At 66.6% G+C, this 15,410-nt stretch carries 12 protein-coding genes; 6 read left to right on the top strand and 6 right to left on the bottom strand.

Annotated elements, in window-relative coordinates; all coding sequences use genetic code 11:
• The coding region (locus ACV530_RS25105) for a nuclease/transposase family protein (RefSeq protein ID WP_494334900.1) at positions 1 to 705 on the bottom strand (705 nt) is incomplete at its 3' end.
• Between the two features lie 151 nt (positions 706 to 856).
• Between ACV530_RS25105 and aceB the strand changes: the two genes are divergently transcribed.
• The 3 genes from aceB (at position 857) to ACV530_RS25090 (ending at position 4,759) form a co-directional block, all read left to right on the top strand.
• Positions 857 to 2,431, top strand: coding sequence for a malate synthase A (gene aceB / locus ACV530_RS25100; protein WP_494334899.1), 1,575 nt, complete (start codon positions 857 to 859; stop codon positions 2,429 to 2,431).
• A 281-nt stretch (positions 2,432 to 2,712) separates the two neighbouring features.
• On the top strand, positions 2,713 to 3,369 hold the full coding sequence (locus ACV530_RS25095) for an SGNH/GDSL hydrolase family protein (protein ID WP_494334898.1): 657 nt from the start codon (positions 2,713 to 2,715) through the stop codon (positions 3,367 to 3,369).
• A 121-nt stretch (positions 3,370 to 3,490) separates the two neighbouring features.
• A complete protein-coding gene (locus ACV530_RS25090) occupies positions 3,491 to 4,759 on the top strand; it encodes a glycosyltransferase (RefSeq protein ID WP_494334897.1) in 1,269 nt (422 codons plus the stop codon).
• A gap of 37 nt (positions 4,760 to 4,796) precedes the next feature.
• Here ACV530_RS25090 and ACV530_RS25085 read toward each other — a convergent pair whose 3' ends face one another.
• From ACV530_RS25085 to ACV530_RS25075, 3 genes are read right to left on the bottom strand one after another with little or no spacing between them, the layout of a single operon-like run.
• A complete protein-coding gene (locus tag ACV530_RS25085) occupies positions 4,797 to 6,680 on the bottom strand; it encodes an LppU/SCO3897 family protein (RefSeq protein WP_494334896.1) in 1,884 nt (627 codons plus the stop codon).
• The gene (locus tag ACV530_RS25080) at positions 6,677 to 7,621 is read right to left on the bottom strand and encodes a protein phosphatase 2C domain-containing protein (protein WP_494334895.1); all 945 of its coding nucleotides are present in this window, start codon (positions 7,619 to 7,621) and stop codon (positions 6,677 to 6,679) included. The genes ACV530_RS25085 and ACV530_RS25080 overlap by 4 nt, the downstream gene beginning before the upstream one ends.
• Positions 7,621 to 8,301 (bottom strand): vWA domain-containing protein, encoded by a 681-nt coding sequence (locus ACV530_RS25075; RefSeq protein ID WP_494334894.1) that lies wholly within the window; start codon positions 8,299 to 8,301, stop codon positions 7,621 to 7,623. The genes ACV530_RS25080 and ACV530_RS25075 overlap by 1 nt, the downstream gene beginning before the upstream one ends.
• A 412-nt stretch (positions 8,302 to 8,713) precedes the next feature.
• Here ACV530_RS25075 and ACV530_RS25070 point away from each other — a divergent pair, with 412 nt between their 5' ends.
• The 3 genes from ACV530_RS25070 to ACV530_RS25060 all read left to right on the top strand — a co-directional run bounded on the left by ACV530_RS25070 (position 8,714) and on the right by ACV530_RS25060 (position 13,090).
• On the top strand, positions 8,714 to 9,712 hold the full coding sequence (locus tag ACV530_RS25070; RefSeq protein WP_494334893.1) for a hypothetical protein: 999 nt from the start codon (positions 8,714 to 8,716) through the stop codon (positions 9,710 to 9,712).
• A 1,260-nt stretch (positions 9,713 to 10,972) separates the two neighbouring features.
• The gene (locus ACV530_RS25065; RefSeq protein WP_494334892.1) at positions 10,973 to 12,448 is read left to right on the top strand and encodes an NsdA family TPR-like regulatory protein; all 1,476 of its coding nucleotides are present in this window, start codon (positions 10,973 to 10,975) and stop codon (positions 12,446 to 12,448) included.
• Positions 12,449 to 12,460: 12 nt separating this feature from the next.
• Positions 12,461 to 13,090 carry a 2'-5' RNA ligase family protein gene (locus ACV530_RS25060; RefSeq protein WP_494334891.1) on the top strand — a complete coding sequence of 210 codons (630 nt, stop codon included), beginning with the start codon at positions 12,461 to 12,463 and terminating at the stop codon, positions 13,088 to 13,090.
• Between the two features lie 50 nt (positions 13,091 to 13,140).
• On the opposite strand, the gene ACV530_RS25055 is transcribed toward ACV530_RS25060, so the two are convergent.
• Together ACV530_RS25055 and ACV530_RS25050 are read right to left on the bottom strand one after the other, a co-directional pair.
• On the bottom strand, positions 13,141 to 14,409 hold the full coding sequence (locus ACV530_RS25055) for an MFS transporter (protein ID WP_494334890.1): 1,269 nt from the start codon (positions 14,407 to 14,409) through the stop codon (positions 13,141 to 13,143).
• 159 nt (positions 14,410 to 14,568) lie between these two features.
• Entirely contained in the window at positions 14,569 to 15,384 is an 816-nt protein-coding gene (locus tag ACV530_RS25050; protein WP_494334889.1) for an alpha/beta fold hydrolase, read from the bottom strand.
• Positions 15,385 to 15,410: the final 26 nt, after the last annotated feature.

Below are 15,410 nucleotides of genomic sequence, written 5' to 3'. Positions count from 1 at the left end.
GGACTTGGTGCGCTTCTTCTGCAACTTCCGCCGAAGCTCACGGTGGCGCCGCCGGTACCGGTTCAGGCGGCGCCCGGCGAGAATCTCACCGTCGGATGTGGTGGCGATGTTGACGACCCCGAGATCCACCCCGAGGAACCCCTCAGGCTCGGACAACTGCGGCTCGGGCAGGTCGATGGTGGCGATCAGGAAGAACATCCCGTCACGCATCACCAGGTCCGACTCCCCCTTGCGCGAACGCAGCAGTTCCAGGGCTTCGGGCGAGCAGACGAACGGGACATGCTTGAGCCGACCGGCCACCGTCCAGACCGACACCGTGCACCGGTCGAGGTTCCAGGTCAGGATCCGGTCGTCGTACGGCTGCGCTGCACCTTCTCGGAACACGATCGGCTTCGACTCCGCCCGGATGCGCCGCTTCGAACCCTCGGGGCCGAGGTTCCCGGCCTTGATGTTCGCCTTCAGCGTCGCGTAGGCGTCGCACACCTTCTTGACCGTGCGGACCGCCGCCTGCGCGCCGAGGTCGAAGTCGGCCTTGAGACGGTGGTAGACGGCATCCTGCAGCACGTTCCGGCGTTTGAGGTCCTTCTCGAACGCCACCTCGGAGGCCACGTTCGCAGCCCGGTTGCAGGCACGCAGGGTCGCCGCCAACACGTCCACGTCATGCGCGGACACAGGCATCAGCTTCACCTGCGCAACAATCTTCACGCAACACACGCTAGTAGGACCGGACTTGAGGAATCAAGTCGAGGTACCGGCATACCCGAAGAGAACTCCGCCCCTTCGCGGCTCCGCGCCAAGGACCCATTCCTCCCGGGACTGAAATCCCGGGCATCCTGGAAGAAATCAGGTGAAGCCCATGCACGTCGAGCGCCAAGAGGAGCTCCTCACCGCCCCCGCCCTCGACTTCCTCGCCGCCCTGCACCGCCACTTCACCCCGCGCCGCGACGAACTGCTGGCCCGCCGTGCCGCACGACGTGCCGAGATCGCCCGCACCGGCACGCTGGACTTCCTCCCCGAGACCGCCCATATCCGCGCCGACCCCACCTGGCGCGTCGCCCCCGCCCCCGCCGCGCTCGAGGACCGGCGCGTCGAGATCACCGGCCCCACCGACCGCAAGATGACGGTCAACGCGCTCAATTCCGGCGCCCGCGTCTGGCTGGCCGACTTCGAGGACGCCTCCTCCCCCACCTGGGAAAACGTAGTCAACGGCCAGCTCAATCTCCTCGACGCCCGCGAACGCCGCATCGACTTCACCACCCCCGAGGGCAAGTCGTACGCCCTGCGCCCGGCCGAAGATCTCGCCACCGTAGTCGTCCGCCCGCGCGGCTGGCACCTGGACGAGCGCCACCTCACCGTCGACGGCCGTCCCGTCCCCGGCGCGCTCGTCGACTTCGGCCTGTACTTCTTCCACAACGCCCGCCCCCTCGCCGAGCAGGGCAAGGGCCCGTTCTTCTACCTCCCCAAGACCGAGTCGCACCTCGAAGCCCGGCTCTGGAACGACGTGTTCGTCTTCGCCCAGGACCACCTCGGCCTCCCGCAGGGCACCGTCCGCGCCACGGTCCTCATCGAGACCATCACCGCCGCCTTCGAGATGGACGAAATCCTCTACGAACTCCGCGACCACGCATCCGGCCTCAACGCAGGCCGCTGGGACTACCTCTTCTCCCTCATCAAGAACTTCCGTTCCTCGGGCGAGCGTTTCATCCTCCCCGACCGCAACTCGGTCACGATGACCGCCCCGTTCATGCGCGCCTACACCGAACTCCTCGTCCGCACCTGCCACAAGCGCGGCGCCCACGCCATCGGCGGCATGGCCGCCTTCATCCCCTCCCGCAAGGACCCCGAGGCCAACGCCCTCGCCCTCGACAAGGTCCGCGCCGACAAGGACCGCGAGGCCCACGACGGCTTCGACGGCTCCTGGGTCGCCCACCCCGACCTCGTCCCCGTCGCCCGCGCCTCCTTCGACGTCGTCCTGGGCAACAACCCGCACCAGAAACACCGCCTCCGCGAAGACGTCGCCGTCACACCCCAAGACCTCCTCGCCACCGACTCCCTCGACGCCAAACCGACCCACGCCGGCCTCCTCAACGCCATCCAGGTAGGCCTCCGCTACATCGAGGCCTGGCTCCGGGGCCTGGGCGCCGTAGCCATCTTCAACCTCATGGAGGACGCCGCCACAGCGGAGATCTCCCGCTCCCAGATCTGGCAATGGGTCCACGCCGGAGTCGTCCTCGACACCGGCGAAAAAACCACCTCCGCCCTCGTCCGCTCCCTCGCCGCGAACGAACTCGCCTCAATCCGCGAGGAGATCGGGGAGGACGCCTTCGCATCCGGCGCCTGGCAGCAGGCCCACGACTTGCTGCTGAAGGTCGCGCTCGACGAGGATTACGCGGAGTTCCTCACCCTGCCGGGGTACGAATTGCTGGACTGACGAGCACCTGGGAGAACGACAACTTCAGCTTGTGAACGATGGCCGAGCCCTGTGACGGAATGACGTCACAGGGCTCGCCCCTGGCTGCCCTTGGGCACGTCCAACGGAGAACGACTTCCTTGATCCCGAAATCTCGTATACGTGGCAGAGTCGCAGCGTGGTCGTGGGCAGCACGCGCACTGACCGCAGTCCTGGCGGCCAGTCTGCTGACCGCCGCTACGCCGTCCGTCGGCGCGCCCGGTCCCAACACGTCCGACTGGAAAGCGCCACGGCTCACGGTCATGCCCCTCGGCGACTCAATCACCTACGGCACCGGCAGCTCAACCGGGTCCAGCTACCGTGCCGAACTGTGGGACCAGCTGACCCCGCACACCGGCAGTCTGCACTTCGTCGGTTCACAGCGGAGCGGCGAGCTGCCCGATCCCGCCAACGAAGGCCACTACGGCTGGAAGATCGGCGGCCTGATCAGCGGTATCGACAAGTGGCTCATAGCGGCAAAGCCCAATGTGGTGCTGGTGCACATAGGCACCAACGACATGCACGACGACTACCGGGCGGACCACGCCCCCGACCGTCTCGGCGAGCTGATCGACAAGATAACGGCGACTGCCCCCGACATGACCGTACTGGTCGCCTCCTTGGTTCCCTCCACGGACGCAGGTACCCAGAAGCGGATCGAAAAATACAACGCTGCTATTCCACGACTGGTCGAAGAGCGCCGGAACAGGGGCCTCCGCATCGGATTCGTCGACATGAGTAAGGTCACCACCCGCGGCCTCCGTGACGACCTGCACCCCAACGACAGCGGTTACCGCAAGATGGCCAATGCCTTCCACGTCGGCATCTCCCGCGCGGCCGACGACGGTTGGATCCAGGAACGAGTCGGCATCAAGCCCGTCCCGCCCGGCCGCACCGTCTCCGCGAGGACGTCCAAGTAACGGCCGACCTGGCCCACTCCCTCGCCGCGCGCGAACTCGCATCAATCCGCAAGGAGATCGGGGAGGATGCCTTCACGTCCGGCGCCTGGCAGCAGGCCCACGAATAGAGAGGCTTTCCGTCATGCGGGTCTTGATGGTGACAGCGGGGTCGGCCGGAGACGTCATGCCCTATACGGGGCTGGGTGTGCGATTACAGGAATCCGGCCATGAGGTGGCCCTGGCCACCCACGCGGGGTTCGAGACGACTGTGCGCAGCCGTGGTCTGGACTTCCGTTCGCTCCCCGTGGACCCGCGTGCCGAGCTGGCCTCCGCCGAAGGGCAACGGCTGGCGCGGGCGGGTACCGGGCTGCGAGCACTGGCCCGTCTGACAAGGATGGCGCGGGAGTCCGTCCCGGAGCTGGGCCGCGGTGTGCTCGCTGCCGTGGAGCAGGGCGCGGATGTGGTGCTGCTGTCCAACTCGGTGTCGCGGCCGGGGCATCTGGCAGCCCAAGCGCTGCGAGTCCCGAGCATGGGCGTGTACCTCCAGCCCTGGTCCCCGACGGGGGAGTTCGCCTCTGCGCTGGTCAGCGGTGGCCGCTCGCTGGGCCGGTGGGGCAACCGGGCATCGACACAGGCGGTGCTGACAGCCACCGACCGCATGTACGCCTCCAGCGACCGCGAGCTGCGAGCCCTGCTCGGCCTGTCCAAGCACGTGCGCAGCAGTTCTCTGCGTCTGGAGAACAGCGACTGGCCGATCCAGCACGCGTTCAGCCCGACGGTGCTGCGGCGCCCTGCGGACTGGCCGGCATCGGCACAGGTGGCCGGATACCTGTGGCCCGCGCGCCCAGTCGGCTGGCGCCCGGATGCGCACCTAGCCGACTTTCTCCAGGCAGGCCCTCCCCCGGTGTTCATCGGGTTCGGCAGCGTCGTAGCCGATCCCGAACCGCTGGCCGACATCGTCATGAGAGCACTGCGGTCTGTGGGCATGCGCGGCGTCGTCCAGGCCGGGTGGAGCAAACTACGTGTGCACGGGGACGACATGCTGACCATCGACGAGGTGCCGCACGACTGGCTGTTCCCGCACATGTCCGTGCTCGTCCACGCCGCAGGCGCGGGAACGACCGCAGCCGGGCTGCGGGCCGGGGTGCCGGCTGTCCCGGTGCCGGTCCAGCTCGACCAGCCGTTCTGGGCAAAGCGGCTGACCGCACTGGGCGTCAGCCCCGGCCCGATCCCCTTCCGCCGGCTGACGGCCGAGCGGCTCGCCGCCGCGATCCGCCGCACCACCGAGGACCCCGGCTACCGAGCTCGCGCCCGTCAGCTCGCCCAGCGCATTGCCGAGGAGGACGGAGCCGGCCAGGTAATCGCAGCCATCCAGCGCCTGCACGCCGCAGGCACCGGCAGGATCTCGTGACCGGCTGAACTGCCGGAGTGCGAACTGCTCACTGGGCCTACAACCACCGCCAGCACACGGTGTAGCCGAGTTTCGGGTATTCCGGGGGTTCCCATGCCGTCCAGCCGTCGTTACGGCAGAACGAAGGGCCTTCATAGGTGTTGCTACGCCCGGTGACAACGACGTTCGAAGCATCGCAGGAGCCGACATTGGTGAACGTGTTGCCAGACTTGCGAAGGCATTCCCGGACCTTGGCGTAGCCGCTGTCGTCGGGGTAGTTCATCGACATGCACAGCAGGACGTCCGAACCGGGGTCGCCGGGGCCCGAGACCTCCTTCCATTCGTTGTAGTGCGGCCAGGAGTCACACTTCGAGTGGTCGGTGGAACCCCGGTAGGCCGCCAGGACCTTGAAGTTCCCCGTCTTGCAGGACTGGGTGCTCCAGGGCCCAGTGCCGTTCGGACCGTAGACACAGTCCCCTTGGCGGGCGTGATAGGCGCTGCCCCCGAGGCTCAGATAGCTCAAACACAGCACGAGGTTGTGTTTCGACGACGACACGCTCTCGTCGCTGTCGGTGACGCTGTGGCAGCTGTCAAGGTCAGTGGTGTGTCTGGAGATGCTCACCACCTTGAATGCCCCGGGCGTGCAGTCGGCCGGAGTCAGGTGGGCGTGGCGGCTCCCTCCCGTATCGTGGAAGCAGGAGCCGATTTCGGCCTCCTCCATGACGTCAGGCGACGCCGATGCCGAAGCCGAAGCCGGCTCGTCTTCTTCAGTCGGTGACGGGCGTGCTCTGCTGGAGTGCGTAGCAGGATCCGGCATGCCGTCGTTGAGCGGCAACTGGTGGGAGGAATAGGCAGGTTGCGGACGGGGATCGGACGGGTGGTGGGAGAGAACGAGTATCACCCCGAGAAGTGCCGCACCGATGACGCCGGCGGTACCGGCGGCCAGGCCGGCGGACACCGTCCTGCCCGAGCGGGTTCCTCTCGCTGCAGGCCCGCTCCCAGGCGGGCGCCCTGGACCGGGCCCAGGAGACGTGGGCCGTCGGGTCCTTGGCGTGCTGGGTGCCACTGTGGCCCCGATCGCCGCGAGTTGCTCGGCCCATACGACAGGTCCTGGCCTCCGGACCGGATCCGGGTCGAGACTGATGCGGGCAAGATTGGCGAGTGACGGGTGGATCGCGGCCAGGGCCGTGGGATCGGTGGTGGTCTGATCGCGGGCGAAGAGCCGGACGGCAAGTAACCCGAGCTTGTACACGTCACTGGCCCAGGTCGCCTTTTCCTCACCTGCGGGCACCTGCCAGTCGGGCGTCTCGGCCTGTGGCAGCGCGGTGGCGCCCCGCAGCCGCATGGCATCGCAGTCGATGAGGAAGCACTCGGGCTGCGGTGCGGTGGCGAACAGCAGGTTCTTCGGAGAGAGATCTCCGACCGCGATCCCGATGCGGTGGAGCCGGGCAAGCGTGGCAGCCAGGTCGGTCAGGAGGGCGAGCCGGTCCCGGTCGTTGATGGTCAGACCGATCCCGGCGGTGTAGGCGTCGTCATTGAGCAGAAACTCCAGGTTCGCGAGTCGCAGTGCTCCCGCAGCTGTGCCGTTCAGGTTCTGGAAGGCGAACTGGAAACGGTCCGGCACGGCGCGCATGAGGAACCCGCAGGCCTGGCCATGGCGTTCGACCACAGCCGCGGGCCAGGCGGTCTTCTCGCACAGCCACCGGCCTTCAGCGGCGCTCAGCTCGCCGAGCAGGTCCACGCTCGACGCCAGTGCGGCGGCGTCGAGGTGGGGCAACACGGCGGCGCCGTACTCCTTGTAGACCACATCCCAGCCGCCGCCGTCCGTCTGGTTGATCTTCTTGTTGGTCACCTGGTGGACCGTGCCCTGGCCGCCTTGGCCGAGTTGGCTTCCCAGGGCGAGCGTGCTGTAGTCGACCGCGGGTAGGCGCTTGGGCTTCATTGCGACTCTGCCATGGTGCGTGGCCAGACCACCAGCAGGGACCGGTCGTCGTCGAAGGTCGCCCGGGAGAAGTCCAGCAGGTGCGCAAGCCACAATGGAGGCGGCGGCTTAGCAAGATGGCGGGCGAACAGCGAGCCCACTTGGCCGTCTCCGTCGCCGAGAGGGTCTCCGAAGCCATCGGTGCCGACCAACAGCGCTTGCCGGGAGGCCAGTCTCGCGCTGCTCCGTTCCAGCGGCTCGGGCACGCGAGGCAGCGGCGCAACCTCGTTGGACACCAGCAGGGCATCCGAAGCCGTCTTCGGGGCAAACAGCGGCCGATACGAGCCAGTTGGCAAGTCCAGCAACCAGGCGCCGGAGTCTCCGATACGACAGAGCTCGATGACGGGGCCATCGGAGACAGGGCGAACCACGCCTGCCACGAGCGTCGTCGCATACATACCCGCCACCTCCGACTGCTCGGGCGTCCTCCCGCTCAGACGCCACCGTGCGAGCTCTCGCAGCCGTTCGGCGGCGTGGTGGGCCACATCCCGGAAGTCCAGCGGATTCCGGTCCTGGGACAGCAGGTGAAGCATCCGTTCCAGGGCGGCCCGGCACGCCTCGACGGCGCCAAGCTCGGAGCTGGCGGCGCTGGAGACGCCATCCGCGACGGCGAACGCGATGCTGCCGCTGGACTCATGCACCGCAGCGCGTGAGGCATCCTGGCGCGGCTGCTGGTAGAAGCGGTGCCCGGCACCACGCACCGAGGCAAAGCGCAGCGTCAGGGCGGCAGTTGACCAGCCGTCGCATTCGGTGTCAGGGAAGTCGAAAGCATACTGGCCCGGGGCCCGCGCCTCGAACTCGTGACCAGGTTCATCCACCGTGATCCGGCGCCAGGGCGCAGGATCGACAGGTGGCGGCGTGACCGGCACCCCGGTGGAACCGTCCCCGCTCACCGGATTCACTAACTGACCTCGTCTATCGCCATAGTGAACTGGTTCGGCTTGTTCACCACCAGCTGTGGGCTGGCCGATTGCAGCGCCTGTCCCGAGGCAACCAGGCTCGCGGTGAGGGCACGGAAGAACTCGGAGACTGCCCGGCCGATGTCAGTACCGGCCTTGGCAACGAAGGCGAACTCCGGTTGTGTCGCCACCTCGAGCATCGTGCCGGCTTGGGCGTCACCGATTCCACAGGCGATGATGTTCGGAGCGGCCGACATCCGGGTCTTGTCGGTCAGCTCGGCGTGGGGCCGTCGCCAGCGGCTGGCGTCGGTGGGCTGTCCGTCGCTGAGAAAGAACACCACAGGCCGGTGGACCTTGTACCCCTCGCCGCGCAACCACTGCACATCGGACGGGATCCTGTTCAGGAGATCGTCGAACACCGCCCCGTAATTGGTGGTGCCCCGAATGACCACCTGAGGCAGGCTGGTCTCGGTGCGCATGTCGGCGATCGCGAGACGAACTTCCACATCGTCCGAGAAGCCCAGCACTGCCAGGCGCAGCTTGGCTGCGATCATCGGCTCCGCCCGCAGCCCTTCGCACAACGAGATCAGGCCGTCGGACAGGTCCTCTTGGTAGGGACCCATCGACTGCGACTCGTCGGCCAGCACGTAAGCCGGCAGCAGTACACCCCTTGCCTCCGCCATCCGGACTCATCTCCCCCATTTATCCCGGGTGTTGTACGGGTTGTGCGCGCCGGAGCTCAGTGCCTGGGAGCGCCCCCGCTGGTGCCGTATCTTCCCAAAGAGGGAGGACTCACGGAAGCGAACGGAAGCGACTGGGGGAGTCACTGTGGGGGACCATTACTGGCGGACCAGATCCGACAAGCAGAATCTGCCAACCTGGCAGCAGACGCCCCGAGCCGTGCCACCGCCGCTGGGACAGCCATCGCCGCCGGCGCAAGTGCCGCCCGGAACAACCACACCGACCGGCTCGACGTGGGCGCCCGCCTCTCCCCAATCCGCCGAACGACCGCGGCAGTCCGGCCGGACGGTGGACCCGTGGTTGATGCGAGTACTGTCGCCACGCTATGCACAACGAGCGGACAGGGGCCGCTCGTTGATCGCCACCGGATGGGCGCTTCGGGTGGCGGGGACCGTGATTGGCCTTGGGGGCGCTCTTCTTCTCAGATCCTGCTTCAGGGGCGAGCAGCTACTGGATGGCTTCACACAAGTCTTCTGGTGGGTGCGAATACTGGTAAGCCTGGCGGCCGTACCAATAGGCGTGTACGTCTTCGCACGTGGCCGCCGCCGTGTGGTGCACGGCAAGCAGCACACCGCCGACATCATCGGCTCGTTCGACGAACTCACCGGAACGCGCTATGTACTGTATCTACGGCCGTTCTCCAACGATCCGGACATGGCCTCCCTGCCCACCGAACTCCAAGGCGGCGGAACAACCGACGAGAACATCTTCTTCGTCTCCGGGCTGACACACGAAGAGGCCCTGGTCCGGCGCTTCGGGCAGTTCGGCCGGGTCGTCGCGATCGGCAGGCCTGGGGAACATCTTCCGCTGCCCGGAGCGGCGCGCGCGTATCTGCCGCTCGACAACTGGCAGGACACCGTGAGCGGGCTGATCGGAGGCGCGCACGTGGTGATGCTGGCAGCAGGCCCCGGCCCAGGGACGGTGTGGGAGTTCACCGAGGCGCTGCGCACCCTGCCACTCGAGCGCTTGGTGCTGCTCATCTACTGCGAACCCGCCGTCTATCACCGCTTCCGCGAGGCAGCTGCCGAGGAGCACAAACGACGGTCACGTACCGAGTGGGGAACTCCGGCCACAGGTCTGTGGCCACCGATGCCCGACTTACCGGACTTCCCTCCGCCGGCGCGCCCGCAACGACCACGCTGGGAGGTGCTGCTGAACGGCGGCCGAGAGCGGCTGCGTTGGGACTTCACCCTCAAGGGCATGGTCGCCTTCCGCCCGAACTCGCAGGCGACTTTCATCCGGTTCGATACCACGACGAAACGAGTGCCGAGCCCCATCACCATGCGCCGCCTGGTGAAGCGTGAACTTCAGCCCGTGCTGGACCAGTTGACCGCATTACCTTCACGAAATTAAACCGCCTGTGCGACTGCTGCCGATCCGGGACAGTCCCTCAGTTTCGCAACCTCCCGCCCCGGCATCGATCAATTTCTGTAGGTTCTCCGGACCACAAAGAGAATTACCCCCCTCGGGTGGCGACAGAATCCAATAACTACCTGGCGGTTCGGAGCGATACGGAGCAGGAACTCCCAGATAGCAATTGTCACCGAGGCACATGATCTCTCGTACGTTCCACACCCGAGCAGTGCCAGACGGCACAAGTACATAGAACCAAGAACCGATCGAATCGACGATCACGGAACTGTCGATACCGAAGTCAGCGAATACCCTCTCCAATGTCTCACGACTGCCGGTGCCAACAACCCGGCGAACAACACCGGCTGGTAGACGTACCGCCTCGAAGTGGGACCCCAACCGGAGCATCGCAGGCTCGCCACACCTCCACCTCTGCCGGATTGCCGAGCAGTCCGATTCCTGAGAAAGGAGCCATTGCACCGCACCGTACCAGGGAGTGAGCAAAGGGCTGAACTGGTTCACTTGAACTCCATTCATGAGATTCGAATCAGCAGTGAACATCAGCGCATGCGCCCAAAACAAGCGCCAAGCGCTGTCGCCTGCGTAAGCCTGCCGGTGCCGTCGGGCTCCTCAATCCAGCACCGCCCATCCAGCTCACATCCAGTAGGCGGGCAAAGCAATTGAGAACCGAATGGCTGGACGGTCAATGCGGGAGCGGCAGCCAATTACGCTGCGCAGTCGGGCGGAACGAGCCACCATGCCAACCGCTCGAACGGTGCCGCGAGAACTGGCCCTACCGGCCCAGCGCGCCGAAGCTCATGTATGACATCAATGGAGCGCAATAGATCAGACTCAACAACGGCCCAGCGTGTGCTGGCAACAGCTGCGAGCCGTCCGTTCTGCCAATCCTGACGAACAGACACCGACCGGTGCGAGTGGTGCGCGATCCATTCCGACCCTGCATCGAATGCACTGCTGCGCTGTGCGTACGTCACAAAGGTGCCCCCCTGTCCCGAGCGTCGGTAGCGACCACAGCAGGACTCCAACGGCCCCGTCTGCCATCACCCTCCCAGGCAGGGAAACGGGTGTCGCGGGCAGCGAAGACCAAGATGTACGGACGGGTTCCAAGGGGCGTGGCCTGCTACAACACCAGCACCGACAGCAGAGATTGGACAGGGCGACGGCCGTCTTCCGGGCACTGGGCCGCATCGGGCCTACCAGTCCTCTACCGTGGGAGACGGTCACCAGCAGGGAGCGCTCATGGCCTCACACCCCAAGCCCGGCTCGAAGAGCGAACGGGACCAGATCCGGCACCAGATGACAGCCTGCGGCTGCGGTCTTGCCGAGGTTGCCACAGAAATGCGCACCCGATTTCGGATAAGGCCACGTGAAGCATGGCGTCATGCGCACGGATTCACCTTGCAAGAGGCTGCCGACAAGGTCAACGACCTCAGTGGTCAGCGCCCCGAGGAGGCCGTCGCAGCCGACGCTTCGCTCCTGGGCAAGTGGGAAAAGTGGCCGAGCCCATCAGGCAGACGGCCGACTTTGGGGGTGCTGGCCCTGCTTGCCGGTGTATACGCATGCCGCGTTGAGGACCTGCTTGATTTCGAAGATCGTTGCGCAATGCCGCCTGCCGAACTGCGTTTGCTGCGAACCTTCACCCCCTCCGACGCCTCACCGGATCTGCTTCCTCGTTCCGAGCCCGCGCGACACGAGCCGACGCCAGCCGACAGCGAATTTGTCCGCACTGCGGCAGAGGAGTCTGCAACGTGGGCACAGTGGGCAGAGACATCGAACGTGGGTGACATCGCTCTCGAACAACTACTGGACGACACCAGGACACTTGCTGCTGACTACCTCACCCGTGAGCCCATCACCGTCTTCACCCGCACCTGCCGTCTCCGCGACCGCGTATTCAGCCTGCTCGAGGGCCATCAACTTCCACGGCAGTCCGGTGATCTCTACGTCGTAGCAGGCTTCCTGTGTGGACTACTGGCATGGATGTCCTCTGATCTGGGCCTCCTGCGAGAAGCAGATACCCAGGGCCGTACCGCATGGCTGTGTGCAGAAGTCACTGGGCACACCGAGCTGAAGGCATGGACCCTGTCGACACGATCCAAGGTTGCTTTCTGGGACGGTCGCCTGCGTGATGCCATCGCCCACGCCCATCATGGAACAAGTCAGTCTGCGGCAGGGACCGTCGGCGTACTGCTGGCCTGCCAGGAAGCCGATGCCTGGTCTCAGCTGGGGGCAACCCGCGAGGCGCAGGTGGCATTGGAGAGGTCTCTCCGTGCTCGCGACTCCCTAACCGGTCATGACGACATCGCCGGGCTGTTCTCGTGTCCAGAGTTCCGACGGCTCAACTACGCCATCGATATTCACCTGCGCGCCAACGCGCCTGCTCTGGCCAGGAGCGAAGCCGTCGAGGCACTGGCAGATCCCTCTCCTCATGCATATGGCACCACTGCGCAGGTACACATTTCGCTCGCCACGGCGCACCTGGAGCTGCGCGAACTCGAAGGCGCTGCCCAGGCATTGGCACCCGTTCTCGCCTTGCCACCCGCACGGCGGCTCGCGCCGGTGATCCGGCGCCTTCGCGAATTCGCCAACGCTGTCGCCAAGTCCCCGATGTCGACAAGCACCACGTCTGCCACGCTGCAAGGAGAAATCGAGGCGTGGTGTCTGGACCCCGCATCTCGACATGTCGCGCTCTCACCGGCAATCAGCGCAGGCTGATGGGACAGCCCTATGGCCACGAACCCAAAACACAACGACCGGATGGCAGACCATTGGTGGTGGCGCCCAGGCTGGCGAGAGGGACGCCGCTTCTACACCTTCCACTTCACGTTCGAACGGTCATCAGCACTCCACGAACTCGCAGCGGCCTACCGTAGCGGGCTGGCGCACGTACCCGGCTTGACCCTGGTCCCGGACCAATGGCTGCACTTGACCACTCAAGGCCTGGGATTCGTTGACGAGGTATCACCCGAAGATGCCCGAGCCATTGTCGACGCCGTTGCCTTCCGCCTCGCCCATACGCCCACCTTCGATCTGGAGCTGCACCGCCCCGAAGTGACCCCCGAAGCGATTCGCTGGGAAGCGTCGCCTGGCGAGCCGCCCAACGCCGTACGCCATGCTCTGCGTGCTGCCATTCACGACGTGCGGGGCCACGTCCCGGAAGCCGAGCACGGTTTCACACCGCACGTATCCATCGCCTACAGCAACGCCGCCGGTCCCGCAGCCCCAGCGTACGAAGCACTCTCTGCAGTGGACGCTGGGCCCGCCACCGCCCACGTCACGCACGTGGAGTTGATCAGGCTGCATCGAGACCGCCGGATGTACGAGTGGGAACCACACGCCCGCATTCCGCTCGGCTGAACAACCACAGATATACATCCCGGCCCGCGAGGTGCCCCGCCGCGGCCGCCTCACACCGACGACCGAGCCACGTCCTGCCGTGCGGGGGATTCCCGCACCACCGCGACGGGCCGGCGGTCCCGCAGGTACACCGCGAACCCGATGCCCGTCGCCACCGCAGTGACGGCTCCCGAGATCAGGAACGCCCCGCCCGAACCAAGGCCGGCAATCATCACGCCCGAGAGGGCGGCACCCGCACCTGCCCCGCTGTTGCACGCCACGCCGATGAGAATCGCCGCATGCGTCTTGGCGGCGGCGCCATCGGCCAGGGTGTCCGCCAGCAGGTACGTCGTCATGACGGCGGGGCCCATGGCGATGCCGAACAGGATCAGCACAGGTATCGCGGGCCCCAGCGTGCCCGGGAGGGCCATCAATGCCGTACTGGCCGCCAGCAGAAACCCCAGGGCGACCAACCGCACCGACGCGCTCGTCCGCCAGTCCCGGCGCCCGTAGAACAGCGCCGCGAACGCGCTGCCCAGCGCCAGAGTCGCGAACAGCCCTCCGGAGAGCGATGAATGACCGGTGTCGGACGCGAACGCGGGAATGATGACCTCGATCGCCCCCAGGGTGAAGCCCATACCGACGAACGCCACCATGACCCACCGGATACGCCGCGCGACAGCCAGGATGCCGACGTCGTCGGCCGTCCCTTCCTCGTCGCCCGAGACCAGCCGCCCCTTCTCCGCAGCCGCGGACATCAGCACGCCGCCCAGCAGACAGACCAAACCGCTCAGGACCACCGCGAGACCCGGTCCGGACAGCGCGACGGCCCCCGCCGCGAGCAGTGGGCCGACGACGAGCGTCGTCTCCTCGACCACCGAATCCAGACCGAATGCCCTCGACACCCACCCCTCGGGCAGCTTCCTCGACCAGCCCACCCGCATCAGCGCGCCGAACGGCGGCACGCTGCAGCCGATGACCGCCGTCAGCGCCACGAGCAGCCACGTAGCGCTCCCGCCGCGCCCCGCCGGCACGAGCAACAGCACCGCCGTGCCACTGATCAGCGACAGGAACAGCAGCGACGCGCTATGGCCCCAGCGCACCGAAATCCATGAACGCAGAGGCCCCGACAGGACATTCGCGACGGAGTACGCCCCCATCGTGAGTCCGGCGACCGAGAACGACGAAGTCGCCTGCTGGATGAAGAGCACCACCCCGACCGGCATCATGCCGAACGCAATGCGCCCGATGAGCGAGCCGGCGAACAGCTTCACCACACCGGGCGGCTCGAGCAGTTGCAGATAGGTGGGCCGGTCGCCGGTGGCTACTGCGGACGTCACCTGACCTCCCTTCCAGGGAAGGGCAGCCAGGCCAGTCGCTGTCTCACGCTTGAACGGATCATGGTGTTCACGCCCGGCGACGTTAGCCAGTGATCGCGAGGCACTGCGAGCGGTTTTCCCTGCGTACTGGGGGAAGCGACACCTCGGCGCCCGTCGTGGTCAGGGAAGGTGCGCCAGCAGCAGCTCCGTGAGGCGCTCGGGGGTGCGCAGCGGCAGGTAGTGGTCGGCATCCGGAACGACATGGCCGTAAGCACTGGGTATGTCGGCGATGAGCCGGTTGGCAATCACCTCGATCTCCGGGTGGTCGCGGCCGCCGTGGATGACCAGCGTGGGCGCGGTGATGTGCCCGAGCCGTGACTCGGCATCGCGGTCCGGGGTGTGGGCGAAGTGCCGTTCGCTGGTGATCCGTCGTGCCGCGTTCTGTTCCACCATCGCCTCGATGAGCGCTCCTCCGGGAGCCGAGCGCCCCATGGATGCCCAGATCGACAGTTCCAGCTGAGCCAATGCCGTCGCGTCTCCCAGGCGGCGGGCCTCGGCATAGGCCGTTGTCTCCGTGTCCTGCGGCCAGACGTGGCCGCTGACCGAGGTTCCCACCAGGGCCAGCGCCGCGACGCGCTCGGGGTAGGCGAGGGCGAAGTCCAGCGACGTCTCCCCGCCCATGCTCAGGCCGACCAACGCGGCGCGGTGCAGGCCGAAGTGGTCCAGGACGGCCCGCAGGTCCTCGGTGTCGCTGAACAACTGCTCCGGCTGACTGGACCGTCCCAGGCCGCGCGCGTCGAAGCGGATGACGTCGTGGTGGCCGCTCAGCGCCGGAACGATGGCGTCCCACAAACGCGAGTCCATACCGGCGCCATGCAGCAGAACGACTGGGCTGCCGGTGCCACAGCGCTCTGCCCACAACCGGCCGCCACCGGGAGCGGGGATACGGACTTCGTGTGCGCTGACGGGAGTTGGCTTGTCGACGTTCGGCTTCATGCCGCGATCCAACCATGAGAAATGGG

The organism is Streptomyces sp. SX-6 (assembly GCF_059089585.1).
Note: the sequence above shows the minus strand (reverse complement) of the source record. Positions and strands in the feature narration are given on the sequence as shown.

What these genes read in the sequence shown, in the direction of transcription:
- aceB (WP_494334899.1), top strand. Translation starts at nt 857, where the DNA reads ATGCACGTCGAGCGCCAAGAGGAGCTCCTCACCGCCCCCGCCCTCGAC.
- ACV530_RS25060 (WP_494334891.1), top strand. Translation starts at nt 12,461, where the DNA reads ATGGCCACGAACCCAAAACACAACGACCGGATGGCAGACCATTGGTGG.
- ACV530_RS25085 (WP_494334896.1), bottom strand. Translation starts at nt 6,680, where the DNA reads ATGAAGCCCAAGCGCCTACCCGCGGTCGACTACAGCACGCTCGCCCTG.
- ACV530_RS25050 (WP_494334889.1), bottom strand. Translation starts at nt 15,384, where the DNA reads ATGAAGCCGAACGTCGACAAGCCAACTCCCGTCAGCGCACACGAAGTC.
- ACV530_RS25075 (WP_494334894.1), bottom strand. Translation starts at nt 8,301, where the DNA reads ATGGCGGAGGCAAGGGGTGTACTGCTGCCGGCTTACGTGCTGGCCGAC.
- ACV530_RS25090 (WP_494334897.1), top strand. Translation starts at nt 3,491, where the DNA reads ATGCGGGTCTTGATGGTGACAGCGGGGTCGGCCGGAGACGTCATGCCC.
- ACV530_RS25095 (WP_494334898.1), top strand. Translation starts at nt 2,713, where the DNA reads ATGCCCCTCGGCGACTCAATCACCTACGGCACCGGCAGCTCAACCGGG.
- ACV530_RS25065 (WP_494334892.1), top strand. Translation starts at nt 10,973, where the DNA reads ATGGCCTCACACCCCAAGCCCGGCTCGAAGAGCGAACGGGACCAGATC.